The sequence below is a fragment of the Alistipes sp. CAG:29 genome, from assembly GCF_000435435.1.
Classification (GTDB): domain Bacteria; phylum Bacteroidota; class Bacteroidia; order Bacteroidales; family Rikenellaceae; genus Alistipes; species Alistipes onderdonkii.
The window spans coordinates 1-23,283 of record NZ_FR893483.1 but is presented as its reverse complement, the minus strand read 5'-3'; the positions used below and the strand labels follow the sequence as shown (position 1 = coordinate 23,283).

Below are 23,283 nucleotides of genomic sequence, written 5' to 3'. Positions count from 1 at the left end.
GCGTCGTGTCGCAGTTCTGGAGCTACCGCTGGAATTTCCAGCTGATGGCCGCGCAGGGCTACGTCGTCGTGGCGCCCAACCGCCGCGGCCTGCCCTCGTTCGGGCAGGAGTGGCTCGACCAGATATCGGGCGACTACGCGGGGCAGAACATCCGCGACTACCTCTCGGCCATCGACGACGTGGCCGGGGAGCCGTGGGCCGACGAAACCCGCATGGGCTGCGTCGGGGCATCGTACGGCGGTTACTCGGTATTCTTCCTGGCCGGCTGCCACGAAAAGCGTTTCAAGGCGTTCATCGCCCACTGCGGCATCTTCAACTTCGAGTCGATGTACGGCGAGACCGAAGAACTGTTCTTCATCAACAACGACTACGGAGGCCCCTACTGGGATCGGTCGAACCAGGTCGCACAGCGCTCCTACGCCAATTCGCCGCACAAATTCGTCAGCAAATGGGACACGCCGATTCTGATCTTCACGGGCGAGTACGATTTCCGCATCCCCTACACGCAGTCGCTCGAAGCCTTCACGGCAGCCCGCGTGCGCGGCATCCCGGCGCGGCTGGTGGAATTCGAAAACGAGGCGCACCAGGTCTTCAGACCCCAGAACTCGCTCGTCTGGAACCGCGAATTCTTCGGCTGGCTCGACAAATACGTGAAATAACAGACAGGGGCACCCTCGTCACAAGGCCATCCGGATTTCCCGGATGGCCTTTTTTGTCCACCGTACATACTTTTACGTTTTTCATCTTATCATTTCAGTCCGGCCGCCATCCCTCAAATCGGCTGATTCATTGGAAAAATCCTCCGGTTCATTGAATTTATTTTCATTTACGGCTACGCGAATCTACTTTTGTTACGTAACTTTAAACTATTGCATATCATGGGAATTGAATTAGCCAAACAAGGGGGGGGGAAGTACTCTGTCCCTACCATCGAAGTAATCGAGATTACGACTGAAAAGGGGTTTGCCACATCAAATCCAAGCGGGCCTGTTAGTCCGATGTCCTATGACGACAGTTACATGGACGAATCCGACGAAGCCTAACACCGCAGCGCCATGAAGAAATCCCTCAAACTCCTCTTCTGTGCAACGGCCCTCGCATCGCTGGCCGGCTGCAACAAGTTCGACGAAGCGGACACCGCCCCGGACTCCGGCAACGGTTCGCTTATTAAAGTCTATGCCAAGGTCGCCGAGAACGACGGCACCCGCGCCAACATCCATGTCGGCGAAAGCGCCTTCACGGCCGAATGGGAAGCCGGCGACGCCCTGGGCATCCTGCCTGTCAAAACCGGCGGCACGGCACCGGCCACGGCTGCCAAATTCGACTACAACACAACCTCGGCCGCATTCGAAGGTTCGCTCAACGATTTCGCAGCGGGCGGCGGCAATTACTATGCCTTCTTCCCCCACGCGAAGGTCACCGGCACCACGGCCAACCTCCCGTTCGGGAACCTGCGCACGCAGGCGGGCAACGATTTCAACAGCGCCTACGACGCGCTGGTCGCCACCCCCAGGGCATACACCGATGACGACGAGGCGGGCAAGGCCGACGGCAAAGACGTCACCTTCACGCTGCACCGCCTTACGTCGATCCTCAATTTCTCCATCGCCACGCCGGCCGACAAGGTGAAATACCTGCTGCTGACCGCCGGCGGGGAAACCCAGAAGCTTTCGGCCTCGAGCCTCGATTTCGCCCTCAAAAACGGGGGTGCCGAGACAGTTGCCAGCCTCAGCACAACCGACCAGTCGAACGTCATCGCATTGCAATACACGCCCGATGCGGCGGGCGGCGACCACGTCGAAGCCTTCTTCAACGTCCCGGCTGACCTCTACCCCACGCTGACGCTCGACGTAATCGACTCCGACAACCAGATGGCCACGGTCACGGTCAACCGCACCGAAGCCTTCGAAGCCGGAACGCTCTATAAGAAAGCGGTCGACGCCCCGCAGTTCGCCCCCATCGCCGCTCCGTCGCTCGTATGGCCGAATCAGGATATGAACGAACCGCACGACATTACTAAATGCGGCACCGATTATGAGGCCAATATCCAGATTACCGTCCCTGGAGGTATCGCAGGGCTTATGGTAAATATCACGTCGGAAGTATTGAACGAAATGGAACTTAAAGAACTCGATCTTTTCAGTACTGATTTAGGGCTTCCTGGGATGACCAGCGGCGTTGCTATTCAGTATCAGAAATCTACAACATTCGATATCACGACACTTGTACCTTTGATCGCCTCACTCAAGGCCGCCCCTGGCAGCGAACATATTTTCGAGGTAGTGGTAACCGATTTGGCCGGACAGCAAACGACTCAAAGATTGACATTTTATATGCCGTCCCTAATTACCTATAACGAGGATGCAGATCTTTGGCTGAACACTGCGTCATTCACACTCAAGAATATTCCCGCCGAGGCGACATCTGTCAGCGTACAATATAAAAAATCGACAGAGACTGCATGGCAGACCGCCGAAATTACCGAAAACAATACAAAAGCGGAAATAAAACCCGACTGGGGCACGCAATTTACGGCGGCGGATTGGACTACTCCCAACTCTGTACAACCGTTTTGGCGCATTACAGAAGGAACCGGTGTTTTCGCAAACAACACATACGATTACAAACTGACCGTAGACGGAACGGAATATACTGGGCAATTTACTACGAAAACAGGAGATATCATTCCGTATGGAGATATGGAAGATAGTTCATTACCTTGTTTCAACACTTCAGAAACCTCCACATTTTGGGGAAGTGGCAATAACGACCAAACTCCAACCTTATGTACACAAGGAAGAGAAGGGGAAAATCATTATGCCATTTTACAGTCAATAAGTAAGTTTGTTTTGGCCGCTGGTAATTTATTTTCCGGAACATTTAAATACACAAGTGCTGGTTTAGGTGGAACTGGAGCTGTTAATTTCGGACAAAAATACTTTTTTGAAACCCGTCCAACTGCTCTTCAAGTAAAATACCGTGCAAAGGTAGAACCAGTTGACCTGAATATATTAAAGGGTCCATTGGAAAAAGACACCCAAGATAAAGCACGTATTTTTGTTGCGATTGTCGATTGGACGACACAGCACACGGTTTCATCTACATATGTTCTCTTTGGATCAAACAATGGCTGTGTTGGGGCATGGGATCCAGAAACTACAAAAAATCCCGGGGAAGGACAGATTATCGGTTATGGCTCACTTTGGCTCACCGAAACGACTTCTGCCTCAGATTGGCAAAATGCCAAAATCCAGATCCAGTGGTACGACCAAACTACCAAACCAGCAGATGGGAATTATTCGCTTGTAATTTCATGTGCCGCAAATGCCTATGGAGATTATATGAACGGGTGTTCAAAAAATTATCTTCACATAGATGATATTCAGTGGGTTTACTAATTTCCCATCAATAATAATCCCGAAGGTCTCCCAGAGGCCTTTATCCCCGACCTCCCTGCAATTGCAGGGAGGTTTTTTCTTGCGGCGGGGTATTGCCGCGGCGGGCCGCCGTGCAGCACGGACGGTCGGCACACAGCCCGCGGGCGGGTGCATCCTGTGCCGAAAAAGACAAAAAAAAGGTTCGAACAGGTTCGCCGGACAGGGTGTTCGTGATGAAAAACCGGACATTCGTTGAATTTATTTCCAAGATACGCGCCGCATGTCTATTTTTGCACATTGCCAATAAAAACTCATACCCATGCGCATAAAATCCGGGACATCCCGACCCATGCAAACGCCTCGGGATATTTCATACACCGGTAATCCGACCGGCGGCACAACGGCATATCCCGCCGTACTCCCGGCAGCGCACGAGGCAACCGAGAATTCCGATAACATCTTTTACCGAACGATCCGGACTGTTATGAAAAAACAACTTATATATCTATTGGCATCGGCGGGCCTGCTGGCCGCCGGATGCTCCACGGAAAACGACACGGAAGCGACGGGATACGGCACCCTGTCCGTTAGCTGCACGGCCGACACGTCGATCGACACGGCTTCGTCCGAAGCTTCAGGCACGCCCGAAGCGCCCGCAGCCGGGGCTTTCTCGCTCACGGTAACGGGCGAAACGGGCACGCAGAAATGGGATACGCTCACCGAGTTCGAGCAGAGCGAAACCGTCTTCCGAATGGGCAGCTACACCGTCGCGATCGCCCACGGCAACCCCGATGCGGAAGGAGCCGGCAAACCTTACTATTATGCCGAACAAAAGATCGAAGTGCTGCCCCGGCGCACGGTAAATGCAGATCTGACCGCCACGGTGGCCAATTCGCAGGTGGTAATCCGCGCCACGGAGCAGTTCCTCGCCTATTTCCACGATGCCAGGTTCACCGTGACGACGGCCTCGGGCAATGAATTCGCCTTCACGCCCGGCAGCGACCCTGCCGACGAACCGGTGTTCGTCAAGGGCGGCACGCGGCTCACGGTGACCGGCACGGCACGCCGTCAGAGCCCGACGGGCACGGGGGAAGGCCCCGAGGTGACTTTCTCCGCCCAGACGCTCGACGCCACGACGCCGCGCACCTGCCACATCATCACCTACGATGCCAAAAACGCGGGCAGCGCCACGCTGACCATCACACTCGGCGAGGATTACACCGATACCCGGCCGATCGACTGCGAGGTCAACGAGGGAGCCATCGACGATACCGAAAAGAAATAAAAACAGGGAAAGATATGAAAACATTTACCAAATTTCTTACGATGTTAGCGGTTGCGGCACTCTTCGCGACCGGCTGTGTAAACGAAGAGCCCCCGTACAAGGAGGATCCGAACCCCGAGCCCGCCGGGACGACCGGCTATCTGTCGATCGGCAACCTCTCGATGACGGTCGTCTACGACGAAACCGAAATCCGTCCCGACGACACGTCGGACGAGACGCAGGCCGCACGCATCGCATCCGGGACGCGCGCCACGGCTCCCGACGTGGACAGCTTTATCGTGGAGATCCTCGACGCCGACAACGCGCAGGTACTTAAAATGACCTATGCCAAGCTGAAGGAGCAGCTCAAGACGCCGATGGAACTGAAGGTGGGCGCCTACCGCATGGAAGTCCGCTCGGAAGACACGATGCCCGACGCGGCCTGGGAACACCCCGTCTACGGGGCGACGAGCGACTTTACAATCACCAAGGCACAGACGACCTCGCCCGAAGAGGTGGTCTGCACCCTGCAGAACATCAAGGTCTCGGTGGAATATTCGTCCGAGCTGGCCGATATGCTGGCCGACACCAGCAAGGCCACCGTATCGCTGGGCGACACCAGCCTGGATTTCCTCAAAACCGAAACCCGGGCGGCCTATTTCAAACCGCAGGCACTGGAAAACACCCTGGACTTCGTATTCGACGGCACTTTCGCCGACACCGATGTCCCCGCTAAATTCAGCAAGCAGATCACCGGGGTCAAGGCCGGGCAGTGGCGCAAGGTTTCGGTCGTAATCGGCTACGCCGACAAGGGCAACATCCTCTTCTCGGTCAAAGTCGACAACAGCATCCTCCAGGACAACAAATTCGTCGTCGACGGTACGGAAAACCTCGGGGAAGAGCTCCTCGAAGACCCCAACGCCCCGGCACTCACCTGGCCCGGGCACGACATGACGCAGCCCTTCACGCTGACCGACGCCATGTTCGACGCGGAGGGGAACTGCATCGAGCCGTTCGCATTCGACCTCTCCTCACCCAACGGCATCGAATCGCTGCAAGTGACCGTCGGCTCCACCAACAGCCAGTTCCTGGCGTCGATGTCCGCCATCCAGTTGCCCGAAACATTCGACCTCTGCACCCTCGACGCATCTTCGGCGGCAGGGATTATCCTCAAGGGCTTCGGCTACCCCGTAGGCAGCGAGCTCAAAGGACAGACGGCCAAGAGTTTCAACATCGCAGGGCAGATCAGGGCGCTCTATGAATTCGACGGTACGCACACCTTCGCCTTCACGATGACCGATGCAAAAGGCGTCTCGTCCGAAGCCGTACTGACGCTCGCAGTCGATAAAAGCTCGGGACAGACGGGCCCCCGGATCACGTGGCGCGGCTACGACATCGACCAGCAATACGAAGTGCAGAAGGACATGGTGATCGACATCGACATCGAGGCCGACAAAGGCATCAAGTCGTTCTTCGTGACGATCGACTCCGAAACGCTGAGGCCGCTGCTGCCGGTGATCAACCTGCCGGAGAAATTCGACATCTGCGACATCCCCGACGAACTGGTCGAAGTCCTGCACGGCGAATTCGGGTTCCCGATCAACGAGCAGGTAAAGAACCGAACGTCGGTGACCTTCTCGATCACCAAATTCGTCGAGATACTGCTGGAAATCCCGGGCGAGCATAATTTCGTCCTCGACGTGACGGACAACGATAATGTACTGACACACAAGACTGTCAAACTCATCGTCCACTAAAGCCGACCGATAATGAAACGATATATCTCATATTTTGCCGTACTGCTCGCGGTGCTCCTCGGCGCGGCCTGCTCGAAAGACGACTCCGCCGCGGGCAGCGACAATCGCACGGGCGTCATGGCGATGACGGTCTCGACCCGGCAGACAGCCGACACCGGCGAATACGACCCGTTGCAGCACCAGACCGTCTACATCTACAACGACGAGGGCGGCCTGCTGCGCAAATACACCTCGAAAGAAGCGCTCCCTGAACGGTTGGAACTGTTGGCCGGCACCTACCGCGTAGCGGTCGAAGCCGGAGAGGAAGCCCCCGCCGATTTCACGAAACGGTTATACAAGGGCGAGGAGACGTTCACCGTCAAACCCGGCGAAACCACAAACGTTGCGGTCGTCTGCCAAATCGTGAACACCGTCGTAGAGGTGAAATTCGACGATTCGATCCTCCAGAACCTCGCCCCCGGCTATTCCGTATGGATCGCCGGCGGGGAAAAGGTCGACGAGCAAGCCGCCGAAGCGGGCAGCGTCCCGGCGCTCAGGTTCACGGCCGAAGGGACGGGTTATTACACCCTGCCCGCAGGCATGACGTCGTTGGCCTGGCTCTTCCGCGGAACGCATGTCGAGGGTAAGAACGTGGAAATGGAAGATTACATCCCCAATGTCAAAGCCGGCGGCAAGTATACCCTCACGTTCAAATATTCGCCCGATCTGCCCGGTTATATCGACTGTGTGCTGATCAGCGTCGACCCCGGTACCGACGACAAGGACGACGAAATCATCTTCAGCCCCGATCCGGCCGTCATCAGCGAAGGGTTCGACATCGCCGAAATCCAGAAATACGTTTCCGGGGAGAAGAAATACCGGATCCTGGCCTTCTCGGAACTGACCCGGTTCACGGTTTCGGTAGGCGACAAGAGCTACGACGCGCTCAACGGCACGACCGAGGGCATCTCCCTCGAACCGGTCGACAAATACAACGTCCGGCTGACGCTCTCCGATGCGTTCTTCGCTTCGTGCCAGGCCGGCGACCAGAAAGTGACGCTCCGCATCGAGGACGCCAACGGCGGTTCCTCGGAGGTCGCTACGACCTACCGCCTGGAGGGGCTGGTTCCCGTAACGGCGGACGACTACGACCTGTGGGCCAATACGGTCACGCTGCGCGTGGTTTCTTTCACGCCCGGCACCACCGTGCAATTCGGCCTGCGCAGCAGCGGCGGCGAGTGGCAGCCGATGGCAGGGACATCGCAGGGCAACGATTTCATCACGGCGACCTATGCGCCCCAGTGGGAAGAGAAAACCACGGCGGACTGGAGCACTCCGGCCACGGTACTGCCCTATTCGCGTCTCAAAAAGGGCACCGGCATATCGGCAGGCAATACGTACGACTACAAAGCGACGGTCGGCTCGAAGGAACTCAGCGGCCGGTTCACGGCCGACGAGGGCGCTCCCATGACCGACGGAAGCCTGGAATCGTGGAGAAGCGCCCAGCAATTCCCGGGCTCCGGCACCAACTATACCTTCTGGGGCAGCGGCTACAACCCGTTCGCCAAGGAACTCTGTACCCGTGACGAGGCCATGCCGGGACGCGTCGGGACATACTGTGCCAAATTGTCCGCGACATATAATACGCTGGCCAAGGTTCCCGCACCGGGCAACCTATTCACGGGAGACTTCGCCATCCAGGTTCTCGGCGGGATGGGCGGCAACGTCTCTTTCGGCAAAAAGTTCGCTTACAACGCCCGCCCGAGAGCCGTCAGGTTCAAATACCACGCTACGATCGGGGAAGTCAACTACAATCTCCATGGCGGGAAAATTCCCGTCGGCGAAATGGACAAGGCCCGGATATTCGTCTGCATCGTGGACTGGACGGCCCAACAGAAAGTATTTGCCGGGACAAAAGCCCCGACGGGCACCTGGGATCCGGAGACACAAACCGAAGCGGCCAACGGCCCCATCATCGGGTATGCCTCCAAATTCATCGAAGAAACGACCCAGGGCGATGAAATGGTAGAAGTTATATTGCCGATAAACTATTACCAGGACACGGCCGCCGCTCCCGATGGGAAGTACAATATCGTCGTATCCTGTTCCACCAGTGCATACGGGGATTACATGGATGCCTGCACCACCAACGTGATGTACGTCGACGATTTCGAATGGGTATATTAACGATTAAACGCAAACGCACGACAATGCGCAAGATAACCACCAGTACGCTCCTGGCACTCCTGCTTCTGGCAGGCACGGCGCCGGAGAGCCGTGCACAACAGACGGACGCCGCGGCGTCCCTCGCCCCGCAGGCCGACAGCACGAGCTGTATGCTGCACGAGGAGCATCCTCAGACCGTCAACGAAATGCGGCGCCAGCGCGGCCTTACAGACAAACACAACCTCTTCGTCCCGCGCGGGCAATGGATCTTCGGAGGAACGGCCTCCTACTCGACCCACTCGAACGATACGTACAGGTTCCTGGTCGTCGAGGGCATCGAATCGAAGGGCTACACGTTCAAGGTCAGCCCGATGATCGCCTATGCCTTCCGCGACAACATGGCGCTCGGAGGCCGTTTCATCTATTCGCGCTCGCTGCTCAAGCTGGACAAGGCCGACCTCAACTTGGGCGGCGAGGATTCCGACCTGAACTTCGAGCTGAACGACTGCTATTCGCTGCAACAGAGCTATTCGGTGGCCATGATCTGGCGCCAGTACATCCCGCTGGGCCGCAACAAGCGTTTCGCGCTCTTCAACGAGATGCAGCTCTCGGGCGGCGGCACACAGGCACGCTTTGCCAAGGACTCCCCGGTGAAGGGCACCTACCAGACGGGCTATACCTTCTCGCTGGGTATCTCGCCGGGTATCATCGCCTTCGCCACGAACAACATGGCCGTCGAGGTCAACGTCGGCGTGATGGGCATCAGTTACAGCCACACCAAACAGGTACACAACCAGGTGACGGTCGGCAAGCGCGACGCCAGCATGATGAACTTCAAAGTCAATATCTTCTCGATAGGGCTCGGCATGGCATTCTATCTCTAAACACGGCACGCACATGAAACGAATCATACTTTCCATTTTATCGGTATTCATCACGCTCGGCGCCGCAGCGGAGACGGGACAAGCCCTCCCCGCGGTGCAGCGGGCCGCTACGGCCGCAGTCGAAGAAACCCCCTCCGGCAACGAGGACACCGTGCCCCCGGAAACTTCGGACACCCCCGGAACGGGCACCGAAGCCACGGCGGAAACAACTTCGGGACTCGCCGCAGAAACGGACACCGCAGCCGCAGCGGGTACCCTCGGTGCCCTGGCGGCCTCCCCGGCGACGATGCCCGCAGCCATGCCGGCCGAAAAGCACAAGCGCCCCCAGGTGGAGCGTTTCCTGCCCACGCGCCGCCGCATCGACCGCGAGATCAACAAACTCAAATTCGCCTACAAGGGAGAAGTGATGATGGGTCTTACGGCCTCCTACGGTACGGTTTCGAGCGACGACACCGACCTCATGCTCATCTTCGACAACATCGATGCGGATGCCACGATCGCAACGGTAAAACCCTTCGTCGGTTATTTCTACCGCGATAACAACTGTATCGGCATCCGTTTCGGATACAGCCACATGGGCGGCACGCTCGACAACACCTATTTCGATGCGGGCGAGGGCAACGACCTCTCGGGGCAGCTCCCCTACGTCGATCTTTCGAGCGACGAATACTCATTCGGCATTTTCCACCGTTCTTATGCGGGGCTCGACCCCAAAGGACGCTTCGGGCTCTTCGCCGAGTTCGAGCTGGCGCTCTCGACGGGACATTCGAGCTTCGCATACGACCCGGATCATAACGAAGGAGGCGCACCCAACCGCACCTACAACGACAAAACGCAGGTAAAGCTGGCGTTCAACCCGGGAGCTGCCGTATACATCTTCCCCAACGTCTGTGCGACGATTTCGTTCGGGCTGGGCGGCATACAGTATACGAGCATCACCCAGAAGGATGCCGACGGCAACAAGATCGGTTCGCGCAAGGCTTCGAACATGCGTTTCCGGCTCAATATCGCGGCCATCAACTTCGGTATGACGATACATTTGTGGGACAAGAAAAAGCAGTAAACTATGAAATACCTACGCATACTCTTTTCGGCGGCGGCGCTCCTGCTGGCAGCGTCGTGCATCGAGAACGACATACCGTACCCCACCATCGAGCTCAACATCCGCAGCATCGAGGGCGAGGGGTTCACGGTGGCCGGCATCAGCCTCGTGAACCGTACCGTGACGCTCACGCTGGACGAGAAGACCGATATCCGCAAGGTCACCATCGACAAGGCGGAATTCGACGTCGCCACATCCAACCCGATGATGACCGACAAAGAGAAATTCATCAGCCAGATCAGGACTTCGCAGCCGCTGAGCGGGGAGTTCGACCTGCGGGCGCCGCTCTATGTCACGCTCTCGCTCTACCAGGACTACGAGTGGACGATCGTGGCCGAGCAGCCCATAGCCCGGTCGTTCACCGTCGCCGGGCAGATCGGATCGACACTGATCGACACGCAGGCGCGTACGGCCACGGCCTATGTCGCCGAAGGCACCGACCTGAAGGCCGTCACGGTCACCAGCCTCAAGCTGGGGCCTGCCGACATCACCGCCTACTCGCCCACGGCCGAGGAACTTTCCGCCACGGGCTTCGAAACGGTTCGTCTGGTCGACGTCACCTGCCACGGCCGCACGGAGCGGTGGATGCTCCATGTCCAGCCCACCAACGTGAAGATCGGTGTCCGCGAGATCGACCTCTGGAACAACACGGCCGTCGTAACCACGATGGTTACGCCCGAAGATTACGCCACCGCCGAAATCCAGTACCGTCTGAAGGGTACCGCCGACTGGCAGACGACGCAGAAGGGCGCACAGGACGAAAGCGGCATCTTTACGAGCTCGATCGCACCCGAATGGACAAGCCTCACCAACGATGCGGGCATCCCCGTAAAACGCCTCGTCACGACCAAGGGCGTCTACGCCGGGCAAACGTATGAATTCCGGCTTCTCGTCGGCGGGCAGCAGACCGAAACCGCCGAATACACGGCACCCGCGGGCGACACGATTCCCGACGGGAACATGGAAAACCCGGGCTTGTCGTGCTTCACGAGCGAAAATACGAATGCGGAGTTCTGGGCCAGCGGTAACAACACATTTGCGGATAAGCTCTGTAGGCAGGGGACTTTCAACGGAATGGGCGGCAGCTATTGCGCGAAACTGGCCGCGGCAGCCCCTCCCCTCGTCAACATCGCAGCCGGCAACCTGATGTCCGGCATCTTCTACAAAGACGGCCTGTGGACGGGCGTAGTAGAATTCGGACAGCCCTACAACTGGACGGCGCGCCCTTCGGGCATGAAGGTGAAATACCACGCGACACTGGGCACGATCGACGCAAGCAAACATTCCGGGGCCCCGGTCGGCATAGGCGACCCGGACAAAGCCCGCATTTTCGTCGCCATCATCGACTGGAACGCCCGGCACCGGGTCGCTTCGGGCACCAAAGACCCCACGGGCATTTGGGATCCGGCGGAAACCACCCAGACCGCAGAAGGGAAACTCATCGCCTACGGGTCGCTGTTCGTCGACAAGTCGACCGAAGGCGAGCAAATGGTAGAGGCCACCCTGCCGCTCAACTTCTACGACCCGGCTGCGGGACGCCCCACCGGCAAGTACAGCATCATCATCTCCTGCTCCACGAGTGCCTACGGCGATTACATGGTGGGCTGCACGACGAATGTAATGTACGTCGACGATTTCCAGTGGGTCTATTGACCCGGCGCCGGACAAGTCCGCCGGCAACTCAGAAGATATAAAGAGAAAAGGCTGAACCCCTGGGTTCAGCCTTTTTGCTGTAGATTCAGACTTTTCAATTCCTGCCGGAGTTATCTCCGAGCAATCCGGCAGTATTTGTCATAGCGTCCTATCACGTCGTTCACGTAGGCCAGCGTCTGCCGGCTGCCGGTGAAACGTCCGCACTTGACCGCCTCGCTCTCGTAATACTCGGGCTGCGCCTTGAGTTGCAGGTAGCGGGCCACGACCTCCCACGAATTGGGATCCTCGCCGTTGAGCCGTGCCAGGCGCCTCGCATCGTTCACATGGCCGATCCCGCTGTTGTACGAGGCCAGGATGATGCTCATCCGATCCTTCTCGGGAGTCCCCTCGGGGAAACGGAGCGTGTTCATAATCTTCGACATCAGCTTGTTGGCCAACCATATGTTGGTCTCGGGATTGGAGACCTGCTCGGTCGGGACGTCGAACTGGCGTGCCACCGAGGGCATGATCTGCATCAGCCCGCGGGCCCCGCTGCGCGAGGTGATGTCGGGCGTGAACCGCGATTCATGGTAGGCGATGGCGCTCATCAGGCGCCAGTCGTGGCCCTCTTTTTCGCTGATGTTGCGAATGACATTGTCATAAGCCGAGATCACATAGTCGCCCTCACCGAGCAGCGAATTGCCGAAATCGGCCGCATCGTCGTTCAGCAGCATGTCGTCCGTCACGGGTGTGCTGAACTGGGCGTTAAAGCCGTAAAAAGTCGTCAGGATTGTTAAGAACGCAAAAGTTAAAACTGTCTTTTTTAACATAAAATGTTGTTTTGCGGGCAGTTCATACCGCGCAGAACAATACGCTAATCATAGAAACCCCATGAGATACCGATTTTAAACATGCCCGGATTGAGCGGGTAACCCGCCGCGGAGAAATACTCCCCGTTTCCGAACAGTCCCTTGTTCACATGCTGATATTTGAGGAATATCCGCATTCTCTTCCACTTTCCCATGACGAAGGCGTCCATGTAGGGGTAATTGCCTACTTCGACGTCCCGTTGGTTGTAATAGGCCGACAGCGCAGGGTTGTAACTGGGCGCATAATAACGCGTGTTATAGCGTCCGTCCAAACCGATCTGAAGGCGTAATACGTTGCGCACGACCCAGAACTCGTAATAATACGAAAGGAACGCGCTCAAAAGCGGAACGGGTGCAACTTCTTGATTCGTACTCCACTGCAACAATACCCTGTTGTCCAAATGAAGTCCGCCTAAGCGGAAATCTTTGCGAGCGTACACACTCGTGAGGCTTACGTTGTCACTGCTTTGGGCGATCTGGCTCTCCTTGTCGTAAAAGATCTTGTTGCCGACGACGCCCTGCCATGCCCCCGCTTCAAACGCATAATCGGGGACTGAAAACTTCACCTCGAACCGAGTTTCATTCTCCTTATTCAAAGGAGTGGACCACACGTAGTGGTTCGAGAACAGATTCTCCTGCCAGTAGTTGGGCGAACGCCGATCCATCGTGAACCGGCCTTCGAGAATCAGGGGGTGTCCGCGGAGATATCCCGTCAGCGCCAGGTGGGCGCCGATGGTGAGGTCTCCGCCTCTGTATCCCGACGGGTAGAACTTGAGGTTCGCGTCCCAGTCGACATATTTCTTTATCTTTCCTCCGACGGAACCGTATGCGAAATAGCTGGTCTTGTTGACCTTCGTATACTTTCCCGTCTGGTAATCCCTCATTTCGAATTGCGAGTAGGTATGCATGTCGATACCGATGCCTGCATCAATCGTGCCTACCACGCCGTTACGATCCCAGGGCTGCGCCTGCACGAAGAAGCGGTTCGAAATCACCCGCTCGTAGATCGAGTCGCGCGTCTGGTCGGGGTTGATATACCAGTTCTGGTAGTAGTCCAGCGTATCGGGCACGAAATTGCCCTGCTCGTCCCGGTGCGCCCTTTCGTCGATATACCGCGCATATTTGTCCGAATAGACCTTGCTCCACGAACTGTACTGGAACGAATGGCCGATATAGACCGCCGACAGGTCGGCGAGCGAAAAGTCATTCTCCGTCACGCGCTGCAACGGCAGGGCATAGGACTGCGTGATGAAGAAGGCATTGTTGCGGTAGGTGTTCTGCGCCTCGGCATCCGACAGCTTCATGGGCACGCCCGAAGGCATCTGGAACGTCGTATCGGCGATGGCCCACGTCCCGACCACGCCGCCGTTCTCCTGCTGCTCGATGTGGTTGTTGTAATAGGCCGCATGCACCGAATAGCGCTTGCCCGTATGGCTGAAGGCGACCGACAGGTTGTGGTTCTTCGTCCGTGACCAGACATATTGTCCGCGCGTTCCCCGTGCCTTGTAGTCGACGTTGAACCCGGTCGTGGGCGAAATATTCTGCGCGTGCATGATATTGAAGTTCTCCTCCCGGAAACGCTTCTGCCCCGACTCGAGGTACGTCATGCGGATGATGGGCTTCTTCGTATTGTAGAACGGAACGTTCTCCATGTCGTACGTATACGCATAGTAGGGGCTCGCAAAACTGAAATCAAAGAACTGCGGCCGCCGGAAATAGTTCATCGGCAGCGATGTCTGCCCGAGGGCGCCCTGCGCGATGTCGCCCACCTCTTCGCGGAAGAAGGGGTAGTCGATCCGCCAGTCGGTGCGCGTCGTGTCGAGCGGGCTTATCTCCACGCGGTTGTAGTCGCGCTTGACGCTCCAGCGAAAATTGTTCAGGGCGCGGATCGAATCGCTGAAAAAATACGATTCGAGCGGCTTGCGGATCCGGCGTTCCTTCTTGGTCGTATCCTGCGGCTGGCCGTCCTGGCCCTCCTCTCCCTCCTCGCCGGTCTGCTCGTAAGGGTTTGTACCGTAAAGGTTCCCCGTCTCCCCGCGCTGCTGGGCACGCTGCAGCGTCCTGGCGTTGAAACCCTGCGAACGTACGATGCCGGGCGCTGTAAGGAACAGACCGAGCAAAGCTGCCAGCAATATTCTATTCGTCAACCTCGACATGGAACGTAAATCCGGGGCAAATATAATTAAAAAATTTTAAATATACAACTATTTCTCAGGGCAAGCCGCTGAGCCAGGCTTCTTTAGCGACATACCCCATCCCACGGCCGATATGGCGATGTAGAGCAGAATGACAATGGGGACAGCCGGGATACCCAAGGCGACCAACAGAACAACAGCCAGGGCAATAAAGATATAACGGATCTCGTTGCCTTTAAAAGCAAAACTCTGAAACTTGAAGGCGAACATCCGAACAGGCGAAATAAGCAGCCACGACATGGCCGGCACCATCAGCAGCACCCAGCCCCCTTGGTTGAAACCCGTCTTGGCGTCCATCCAGCCCAGCGCAACGAAAAACAGCGCATTGGCAGGAGTCGGAAGGCCGCAGAACTCGGTATGCTGCGTCTCGTCGATATTGAATTTCGCCAGCCGCAGCGCCGAGAAGGCCGCCACCGCGAAACAAAGTGCGCTGCCGCCGTAGCGCAGCCATGCCTCGGCATCCGCAGGCAGGGAATTGTTCCACAGGACGAAAAGCACGGCCGACGGGGCGAAGCCGAACGAGACCATGTCGGACAACGAGTCCAGTTGTACGCCGATGGCGGAAGGGCATTTGAGCAGCCGGGCCACGAAACCGTCGGAATAGTCGAAAACACCGGCGGCGATCGTGAGCCAGAAAGCCAGCGCCAGATCGCCGTAAACCAGTGCCGAAACCACCGCGAACGAGCCGCAAAGCAGGCTCGCAAGGGTCAGCAGGTTGGGTATGGTGAACAGTCTTATCTTCATCGGGAGTACAAAAATATTATTCCTGCAATAGGCGGCAAAGTTACAAAATATTTTTATCTTTGTCTCACTTAATTCCATATTATAACTTATGGCAAGCAATAAATATTGTGTCATCATGGCCGGCGGCATCGGATCGCGTTTCTGGCCCAAGAGCCGGCAGTCGATGCCAAAACAGTTCCTCGACATCCTGGGAACCGGAAAATCGTTTATCCGCCATACCTACGAGCGCTTCGCAAAAATCGTCCCCGCCGGGAATTTCCTCGTCGTGACGAACCACAAATACAAGGATCTGGTATTGCAGCACATCCCCGAAATCGGGGAGAAACAGGTGCTCTGCGAGCCGATCGGCCGCAATACGGCCCCCTGCATCGCCTATGCGGCCTATACGCTGCTCAGGGAGAACCCCGACGCCGAAATGATCGTCACGCCGTCGGATCACCTGATCCTCAACGAGGACGATTTCCGCACGATCATCGGCGAGTGCCTCGAATTCGCCGACCGGCACGACGCACTGCTGACCGTGGGCATCAAACCCACACGCCCCGATACGGGTTACGGCTACATCCAGGTTTCGGACGACCACACCATCAGCAAAGTCAAGTGCTTCACCGAAAAGCCCGACCTCGAGCTGGCACAGACCTTCCTCCAGACCGGCGAGTTCTACTGGAATTCGGGGATCTTCATCTGGAAGGTGCAGGCCATCGTCGAGGCCTTCCGCAAATACCTGCCCGAGCACCATGCCATGTTCAGCGGCGTGATGAAGGCGCTGGGCACCGATGCCGAGAAGACCACCGTGGAGATCGTCTTCTCGGAGTGCCGCGCCATCTCGATCGACTACGGCATCATGGAAAAGGCCGACAACGTCTATGTCCGCTGCGGCGACTTCGGGTGGAGCGACGTCGGCACATGGGGCTCGGTCTACCAGCACGCCCGCAAAGACCGCTACGCCAACGCCGTCCCCGAAGAGGGGTGCTACGTCTACGACACGCGCAGCAGCATCGTCTCGCTGCCCAAGGGCAAGGTAGCGGTCATCAGCGGCCTGAAGGAATACATCGTCGTGGACACCGACGACGTGCTGATGATATGCCCCCGCGCCGAAGAACAGAACATCAAGAAATTCATCGACGAAGTAAAGTTCCATAACGGGGACAAACATATCTGACACCTATGACACCTATGAAACGCATGCCGTTCCATACCACAGCCTTGCTGCGACGATTCGCTGCGGGCTTTTTTTTAGTAGCGGGGATGCTCTCGTGCTCCGCGCCGCAGGCCACCTTCACCAACCCGCTGCGCGACGGCGCCGACCCGTGGATCACCAAATACGACGGGCACTATTACACCTGCTTCAAATCGGGACGCGGCATCGCCGTGACCGAATCGGACGACATGACGCGCTTCGAACGCGAGCGTGTTGTCTGGCAGCCCGCCGACAGCGGGGCGTGGAACAGCTTCAACATCTGGGCGCCCGAGCTACACCGCCTCCGCGGCAAATGGTACATCTACTACGCCGCGGCACCCGTCCCCGGCAGTCCCTTCACAGGACAGCGCACCGGCGTGCTGGAGTGCGACACGCCGCTGGGCGACTACCGCGACTGCGGCATGCTCTATACGGGCGACAACCCCGACGGCAAGACGGACAACATCTGGGCCATCGACATGACGATCTTCGAACACCGGGGAGAGCTCTATGCCGTATGGTCCGGCTGGGAGCGCCAGCGCGATACCGACGCCACCGACCAGCTGCTCTACATCGCCCGCATGGAATCGCCGACCCGGATCGGGCCGCGCATCCTGCTGTCGCGGCCCGACCAGCCGTGGGAACAGGGCGACCACATCTCCCTGCAGGAAGGCCCGTCAGCATTGCGGCACGGCGACGACCTGTTCATCGTCTACTCCACGCGCGGCTCGTGGTCGCGCCACTACAAGCTCGGGCAACTGCGCCTGCGCACCCCCGACAGCGATCCGCTGGATCCCGCATCATGGATCAAGAGCGGCCCCGTCTTCACCGGCAACGACCACATACACGGCGTCGGCCACGCCAGTTTCACCACCTCGCCCGACGGGCGCGAACACTGGATCTATTACCACTCGAAAAAAGATACGGTACACAACTGGGGGCGCGACGTGCGCCTGCAACGCTTCGACTTCGACGCCGCGGGCAACCCCCGCTTCGGGCAACCCGCAGAGCCGGGGCCCTACCCCATGCCCTCGGGGACACCCAAACACGCGAACTGACATGTCCGAACTATACGATATTTTCCGGGAACACCCGCACATCTCCACAGACACGCGCAACATCGGGGCTGATTCCATCTTTTTTGCCCTGCGCGGCGCGACGTTCGACGGCAACCACTTCGCGGCGGAGGCGCTGGACAAAGGCGCGGCCTATGCCGTCGTGGACGACCCGGCAGCCGTCACCGACGAGCGTATGGTGCTGGTCGGCGACACGCTCGGGGCGTTGCAGGAGCTGGCACGCGAACACCGCCGCCGGCTGGCGATCCCGATACTCGCCATATCGGGCAGCAACGGCAAGACCACGACCAAGGAACTGGTGAGCCGCGTGCTGGCCGAACGCTTCGAGGTCTACGCCACGCGCGGCAACCTCAACAACCACATCGGCGTGCCGCTCACGCTGCTCGCCATGACCCGCGACACGCAGTTCGGCGTGGTCGAAATGGGAGCCAGCGCCTGCGGCGAGATCGCCCTGCTGGCCTCGATCGCCGAGCCCAACTACGGCATCCTGACCAACATCGGCCGTGCACACCTCGAAGGCTTCGGCGGCCCGGAGGGGGTGCGCCGCGGCAAGGGCGAACTGTTCGACTACCTGGCCGCGAACGGCGGCCGCGCCTTCGTGCCCCGCGAGGACGAGACGCTGACGAACATGGCCGCCGAACGCGACGGGCTGGCCGTGGAATATTACAGCGTCACACTGGCCGAGGGCCTCGAAAACCATCTCGAAGGGCATTACAACCGGTTCAACATCGCCGCAGCCGTGGCCGTCGGACGTTATTTCGACGTCGCCGACGAGCGTATCCGCCATGCTGTCGGCAGCTATGTCCCCGACAACAACCGCTCGCAGCGCACCGAGACGGGGCGCAACACGCTCATCGTGGACTGTTACAACGCCAACCCGTCGAGCATGCGGGCATCGGTCGCGAATTTCCTTGCCGAGCCGCCCGGCACACGCACCCGCCGCCTGCTGATCCTGGGCGACATGCTCGAACTGGGCGCCTGGTCGGCGGAGGAGCACGCCGCTGTCATCCGCCTCGCAGCACAGGCTCCGCAGACGGAGGTGATGCTCGTCGGCACGGAATTCGCCAGGGCCCATGCCGGCATGGAGCCGCAACCCGCCCAAATCACGCTCTTCGCCGACCGGGAACACCTCATCGCGTCGCTCCGCGCACACCCCGTGGACAACACGCTGGTGCTTATCAAGGGTTCGCGCGGCATCGGACTGGAAAAAGCGGTCGGGGAGCTGTAGCCCCGCCGCCACGACCCGCCGGGCACCAACCCGGTACAGGCACGATACGCAGGAACAAAACGCCGGTAAACGAACCGGAAGGGCACGCCGCACAGGCAAAAAAACACCGACTGAGAACAACCTGAAATCCATAAGCCATGAAACACCTGCTGACAGCCATCCTCCTGCTGGCCTTCGCGCATACCGCCGCAGGCGAAAGGAACGTCTCGCTCGAACGCGATTTCGGAACGCTTTACGGCACACTGCTCACCCCCGATGCAGGTGCGGAAACCGTGGCTGTCATCATCGCCGGTTCGGGCCCCATCCCGCGTAACGGGAGCGTCAACAATTATCTTTACCTGGCGCAGGCGCTCGAAAAGGCAGGCATCGCCTCGCTGCGCTACGACAAACGCGGCATCGGTGCGAGCCGGTTCACGGAACCGGAAAAAATGGCCGACGCCGTACTGGGGGATTTCATCGGCGACGCCGCGGCATGGGCCGACTACCTCGCCGGCGAGGGTTTCCGCCGCGTCGTACTGATCGGCCACAGCGAAGGGGCGCTGATCGCCTTCTGCGCGGCGCAGCAAACCCCGAAAGTCGCCGCCGTCGTTTCGCTGGCCGGCGCCGGCTACCCGCTCGACGAGATACTCCAGTTGCAATTGGCCTCACAACTCCTGCCCGACAACATGGATCTGCTCTTGCAGGCCAACGCGATCACCGCCGCCCTCAAACGGGGCGAACGGGTCGAATCCTGCCCGCCGCAGCTCGAAGCGCTGTTCCACCCTTCGGTACAGACATTCTGGATCTCCAGCCTGCGCTACGACCCGCGCGAGGAGATCCGCAAGGTGCGGGTTCCGATACTCGTCGTGGGCGGGGACAACGACCTGCAGGTGCCGCCCGACAATGCCGAGGCGCTGGCAAAGGCACAGCCCCGGGCCCGGAAGGCAATCATCGCAGGGATGACCCACCCGCTCAAAAAATGCACGGGACGCATGCGCATCGACCAGACGGGAGCCTACGGCGACAGCACGCTACCGATCGACCCCGACCTCGTGGCCGTCGTTACGCAATTCATCCGGGGGCTCTGATTTTTCCCTGCCGGAAAGACAAAACCGGATTATTTTTTTAATTTTGTATAAACCGATTCCGAACCAAACGACATACCGAACCATGAAACTCCTGATCAGCATCGAATACCGTACCCGCTGGGGCGAACAGCTCGTCATGCGGATCGGCAAACGGCGCATTGCGCTGCAATACGCCGACGGAGGCGTCTGGACAGGCGCCATCGAACGCTATACCCAGAGTGAAGATACCGAATACCGCTATGAAATCGAACGCGACGGCGCGTGCATCCGCAGCGAATGGAGGCCGCACACGCTGCGGCTCCCCGCCCGGGAGGGGGTGCGCACGCTGCGCATCCGCGACCGCTGGCAGGAGATGCCCTCCGACACGCCGTTCTACTCCTCGGCATTCACCCGGGGCATCTTCGGCCGCGGGAAAACCGGCAGTCCGAAGAAGGCTACAGGCAACATCACGCTGCGCGTCGTGCTGCCCACCCTGCGGCCGGACGAAACGCTCGCCGTCGCCGGCAGCGGCCGTGAGCTGGGCGACTGGAAACGGATCGTCCCGATGGACGACAGCCGCTTCCCGGAATGGGAACTCACGCTGCATACCGCGCACCGGTTCGAATACAAATTCCTGATCGCCGACCGCAAGACCCTCACCCCCATCCTGTGGGAGGAGGGTGCCAACCGCACCTGGGGCGAGTTGCCCGGCGCTGGCGAACACGCCCTCGACGCCGCGGCATCCCCGCGTTTCCCCGAGCGCAGGTGGCGGGGCGCCGGGACGGCGATCCCGGTCTTCTCGCTCCGTACGGAAGAGGATTTCGGCGTCGGCGAGTTCTACGACCTGAAACGGCTCATCGACTGGGCGGCCGCCACCGGGCAGCGCGTCATCCAAGTACTGCCAATCAACGACACCACCATGACCGGCACCTGGGAAGACTCCTACCCCTACAACGCCAATTCGACCTTCGCCCTGCACCCGCAGTTCATCCGGCTGCCCGCCGCGGGCGTCGTGGAGGACGACGAGTACCGCACCCTGCGCAGCGAACTGAACGCCCTCCCCGAAATAGACTACGAACGGGTCAACCGGCACAAACTGCGGCTGCTCCGCCGGGCGTTCGAACGCCACGGCGCCCGCACCGCGGCACGCCGCGACTACAAGGCCTTCATCGCCGCCAACAGACACTGGCTCATCCCCTATGCCGCCTTCTGCACGCTGCGCGACGAAACGGGCACGCCCGACTTCACCCGCTGGGGCGGTTTCGCCCGCTATGACCGCAAAGCCGTCGACGCCTATTGCCGCAGCCACAGCCGCGACATCGCATTCCACTGCTATGTCCAATACCACCTGCATACGCAACTGTCCGAGGTCTGCGCCTACGCCCACGACCACGGCATCGTCCTCAAGGGCGACCTGCCCATCGGCATCAGCCGCACGAGCGTCGACGCATGGCTCTACCCGCACCTGTTCCACATGGACTCACAGGCCGGGGCTCCGCCCGACGCATTCTCGGCCGTCGGCCAGAACTGGGGATTCCCGACTTACAACTGGGAACGTATGGCACGCGACGGCTACGCCTGGTGGCGGGCACGCATGGCCAAGATGGCCGAATACTTCGACGCCTTCCGCATCGACCACATCCTCGGGTTCTTCCGCATCTGGGAGATTCCCACGCATGCCGTACACGGGTTGCTGGGCTATTTCAACCCCGCCCTGCCCTATTCCGCAGATGAACTGCGCGGCATGGGCTTCGACACGCAGGGCGGACGCTACACCACTCCGGCGCCCGACGAGCACACGCTCGGGGAACTGTTCGGCGACCTGGCCGGCGAAGTCCGCGCCACCTGCATGAAGGAGGGGCGGTTACTGCCCGCCTATGCCACCCAGCGCAAGGTCGCAGCCCGCTTCCCGGGCGACGACGAACGCCAGACCCGGCTGCGGGAAGGGCTTATGGCATTGCTCGACGACGTGCTCTTCATCGAAGACCCGCGCCGCAAGGGCTATTTCCACCCCCGCATCGCCCCCCACTCGACGCACGCCTACCGCCGGCTCGACGGAGAGCGCCGTGCAGCTTTCGACCGGCTCTATACCAACTTCTTCTACCACCGGCACAACCGCTTCTGGCAGGAATCCGCCCTGCGCAAGCTCCCGGTACTCCTCTCGGCGACCGAGATGCTGACCTGCGGCGAAGACCTGGGGATGATCCCCGACAGCGTCCCCGAAACGATGCACGAACTGCAAATCCTCTCGCTCGAAATCCAGCGCATGCCCAAGACGCCGGGGGAACTCTTCGCCGACCCGGCGCACTACCCCTATTTCTCGGTCTGCACCACTTCGACGCACGACATGAACCCGCTGCGGGCATGGTGGGAGGAAGACCGCGAACTCACGGCGCGCTTCTACCACGAAGCACTCGGCATCGGGGGCGACGTTCCCTATTTCTGCGAGCCGTGGATATGCCGGCGCATCCTCGACATGCACCTCAATTCCCCGGCGATGCTCACCATCCTGCCGTTACAGGACTGGCTTTCGACCGACGGGGAGCTGCGCTACCCCGACCCGGCCAAGGAACGCATCAACGTCCCGTCCATCCCCCGCTACCACTGGCGCTACCGGATGCACCTCCCGCTCGAGGAGTTGCTCCGCAAGGAGACCTTCAACGAATCGCTGCACGACATGATCGCCTGCAGCGGGCGCCGCTGACGGGCGTACTGCGGCACCGCCGCTCCCGGCTACAAAAAAGGGGTACTCCGATTGAACTGCACCCCAAAAGTTGGACATAA

At 59.2% G+C, this 23,283-nt stretch carries 16 protein-coding genes; 13 read left to right on the top strand and 3 right to left on the bottom strand.

Annotation, left to right across the window (positions count from 1 at the left end; genetic code table 11):
• The 8 genes from QVP03_RS10240 to QVP03_RS10205 form a co-directional block, all read left to right on the top strand.
• On the top strand, positions 1 to 659 hold a 659-nt coding region (locus QVP03_RS10240), incomplete at its 5' end, for an alpha/beta hydrolase family protein (RefSeq protein ID WP_288210755.1).
• A 396-nt stretch (positions 660 to 1,055) separates the two neighbouring features.
• Positions 1,056 to 3,398, top strand: coding sequence for a PCMD domain-containing protein (locus QVP03_RS10235; protein WP_022333357.1), 2,343 nt, complete (start codon positions 1,056 to 1,058; stop codon positions 3,396 to 3,398).
• Positions 3,399 to 3,861: 463 nt separating this feature from the next.
• Positions 3,862 to 4,662 carry a DUF4493 domain-containing protein gene (locus QVP03_RS10230; protein ID WP_278809238.1) on the top strand — a complete coding sequence of 267 codons (801 nt, stop codon included), beginning with the start codon at positions 3,862 to 3,864 and terminating at the stop codon, positions 4,660 to 4,662.
• A gap of 14 nt (positions 4,663 to 4,676) precedes the next feature.
• Positions 4,677 to 6,398: a DUF4493 domain-containing protein gene (locus QVP03_RS10225; protein ID WP_022333355.1), complete on the top strand. Its 1,722-nt coding sequence runs from the start codon at positions 4,677 to 4,679 to the stop codon at positions 6,396 to 6,398.
• 12 nt (positions 6,399 to 6,410) lie between these two features.
• The gene (locus QVP03_RS10220; protein WP_022333354.1) at positions 6,411 to 8,564 is read left to right on the top strand and encodes a DUF4493 domain-containing protein; all 2,154 of its coding nucleotides are present in this window, start codon (positions 6,411 to 6,413) and stop codon (positions 8,562 to 8,564) included.
• Between the two features lie 23 nt (positions 8,565 to 8,587).
• A complete protein-coding gene (locus QVP03_RS10215; protein ID WP_022333353.1) occupies positions 8,588 to 9,427 on the top strand; it encodes a hypothetical protein in 840 nt (279 codons plus the stop codon).
• 13 nt (positions 9,428 to 9,440) lie between these two features.
• Complete coding sequence (locus QVP03_RS10210; protein ID WP_022333352.1) at positions 9,441 to 10,490, top strand: hypothetical protein; 1,050 nt, start codon at positions 9,441 to 9,443, stop codon at positions 10,488 to 10,490.
• Between the two features lie 3 nt (positions 10,491 to 10,493).
• Positions 10,494 to 12,182 carry a PCMD domain-containing protein gene (locus QVP03_RS10205; protein WP_022333351.1) on the top strand — a complete coding sequence of 563 codons (1,689 nt, stop codon included), beginning with the start codon at positions 10,494 to 10,496 and terminating at the stop codon, positions 12,180 to 12,182.
• Positions 12,183 to 12,292: 110 nt separating this feature from the next.
• On the opposite strand, the gene QVP03_RS10200 is transcribed toward QVP03_RS10205, so the two are convergent.
• The 3 genes from QVP03_RS10200 to QVP03_RS10190 form a co-directional block, all read right to left on the bottom strand.
• On the bottom strand, positions 12,293 to 12,991 hold the full coding sequence (locus QVP03_RS10200; protein ID WP_018695149.1) for a transglycosylase SLT domain-containing protein: 699 nt from the start codon (positions 12,989 to 12,991) through the stop codon (positions 12,293 to 12,295).
• 44 nt (positions 12,992 to 13,035) lie between these two features.
• Positions 13,036 to 15,150 carry a putative porin gene (locus QVP03_RS10195; protein ID WP_303645454.1) on the bottom strand — a complete coding sequence of 705 codons (2,115 nt, stop codon included), beginning with the start codon at positions 15,148 to 15,150 and terminating at the stop codon, positions 13,036 to 13,038.
• Between the two features lie 84 nt (positions 15,151 to 15,234).
• Positions 15,235 to 15,969: a CDP-alcohol phosphatidyltransferase family protein gene (locus tag QVP03_RS10190; RefSeq protein ID WP_022333349.1), complete on the bottom strand. Its 735-nt coding sequence runs from the start codon at positions 15,967 to 15,969 to the stop codon at positions 15,235 to 15,237.
• An 88-nt stretch (positions 15,970 to 16,057) separates the two neighbouring features.
• Between QVP03_RS10190 and QVP03_RS10185 the strand changes: the two genes are divergently transcribed.
• The 5 genes from QVP03_RS10185 to QVP03_RS10165 all read left to right on the top strand — a co-directional run bounded on the left by QVP03_RS10185 (position 16,058) and on the right by QVP03_RS10165 (position 23,203).
• Positions 16,058 to 17,131, top strand: coding sequence for a mannose-1-phosphate guanylyltransferase (locus QVP03_RS10185; protein ID WP_055202551.1), 1,074 nt, complete (start codon positions 16,058 to 16,060; stop codon positions 17,129 to 17,131).
• A 5-nt stretch (positions 17,132 to 17,136) separates the two neighbouring features.
• Positions 17,137 to 18,207 (top strand): glycoside hydrolase family 43 protein, encoded by a 1,071-nt coding sequence (locus QVP03_RS10180; RefSeq protein WP_022333347.1) that lies wholly within the window; start codon positions 17,137 to 17,139, stop codon positions 18,205 to 18,207.
• A gap of 1 nt (position 18,208) precedes the next feature.
• Positions 18,209 to 19,453 (top strand): UDP-N-acetylmuramoyl-tripeptide--D-alanyl-D-alanine ligase, encoded by a 1,245-nt coding sequence (locus tag QVP03_RS10175; protein ID WP_022333346.1) that lies wholly within the window; start codon positions 18,209 to 18,211, stop codon positions 19,451 to 19,453.
• 137 nt (positions 19,454 to 19,590) lie between these two features.
• Positions 19,591 to 20,520 (top strand): alpha/beta hydrolase, encoded by a 930-nt coding sequence (locus tag QVP03_RS10170; RefSeq protein WP_022333345.1) that lies wholly within the window; start codon positions 19,591 to 19,593, stop codon positions 20,518 to 20,520.
• An 82-nt stretch (positions 20,521 to 20,602) separates the two neighbouring features.
• The gene (locus tag QVP03_RS10165; protein WP_022333344.1) at positions 20,603 to 23,203 is read left to right on the top strand and encodes a 4-alpha-glucanotransferase; all 2,601 of its coding nucleotides are present in this window, start codon (positions 20,603 to 20,605) and stop codon (positions 23,201 to 23,203) included.
• Positions 23,204 to 23,283: the final 80 nt, after the last annotated feature.

Bases quoted from the DNA above. Each gene is read 5' to 3' on its own strand.
- QVP03_RS10205 (WP_022333351.1), top strand. From the start codon at position 10,494: ATGAAATACCTACGCATACTCTTTTCGGCGGCGGCGCTCCTGCTGGCA.
- QVP03_RS10165 (WP_022333344.1), top strand. From the start codon at position 20,603: ATGAAACTCCTGATCAGCATCGAATACCGTACCCGCTGGGGCGAACAG.
- QVP03_RS10175 (WP_022333346.1), top strand. From the start codon at position 18,209: ATGTCCGAACTATACGATATTTTCCGGGAACACCCGCACATCTCCACA.
- QVP03_RS10235 (WP_022333357.1), top strand. From the start codon at position 1,056: ATGAAGAAATCCCTCAAACTCCTCTTCTGTGCAACGGCCCTCGCATCG.
- QVP03_RS10230 (WP_278809238.1), top strand. From the start codon at position 3,862: ATGAAAAAACAACTTATATATCTATTGGCATCGGCGGGCCTGCTGGCC.
- QVP03_RS10190 (WP_022333349.1), bottom strand. From the start codon at position 15,969: ATGAAGATAAGACTGTTCACCATACCCAACCTGCTGACCCTTGCGAGC.
- QVP03_RS10200 (WP_018695149.1), bottom strand. From the start codon at position 12,991: ATGTTAAAAAAGACAGTTTTAACTTTTGCGTTCTTAACAATCCTGACG.
- QVP03_RS10180 (WP_022333347.1), top strand. From the start codon at position 17,137: ATGACACCTATGAAACGCATGCCGTTCCATACCACAGCCTTGCTGCGA.
- QVP03_RS10215 (WP_022333353.1), top strand. From the start codon at position 8,588: ATGCGCAAGATAACCACCAGTACGCTCCTGGCACTCCTGCTTCTGGCA.
- QVP03_RS10185 (WP_055202551.1), top strand. From the start codon at position 16,058: ATGGCAAGCAATAAATATTGTGTCATCATGGCCGGCGGCATCGGATCG.
- QVP03_RS10210 (WP_022333352.1), top strand. From the start codon at position 9,441: ATGAAACGAATCATACTTTCCATTTTATCGGTATTCATCACGCTCGGC.
- QVP03_RS10170 (WP_022333345.1), top strand. From the start codon at position 19,591: ATGAAACACCTGCTGACAGCCATCCTCCTGCTGGCCTTCGCGCATACC.
- QVP03_RS10225 (WP_022333355.1), top strand. From the start codon at position 4,677: ATGAAAACATTTACCAAATTTCTTACGATGTTAGCGGTTGCGGCACTC.
- QVP03_RS10220 (WP_022333354.1), top strand. From the start codon at position 6,411: ATGAAACGATATATCTCATATTTTGCCGTACTGCTCGCGGTGCTCCTC.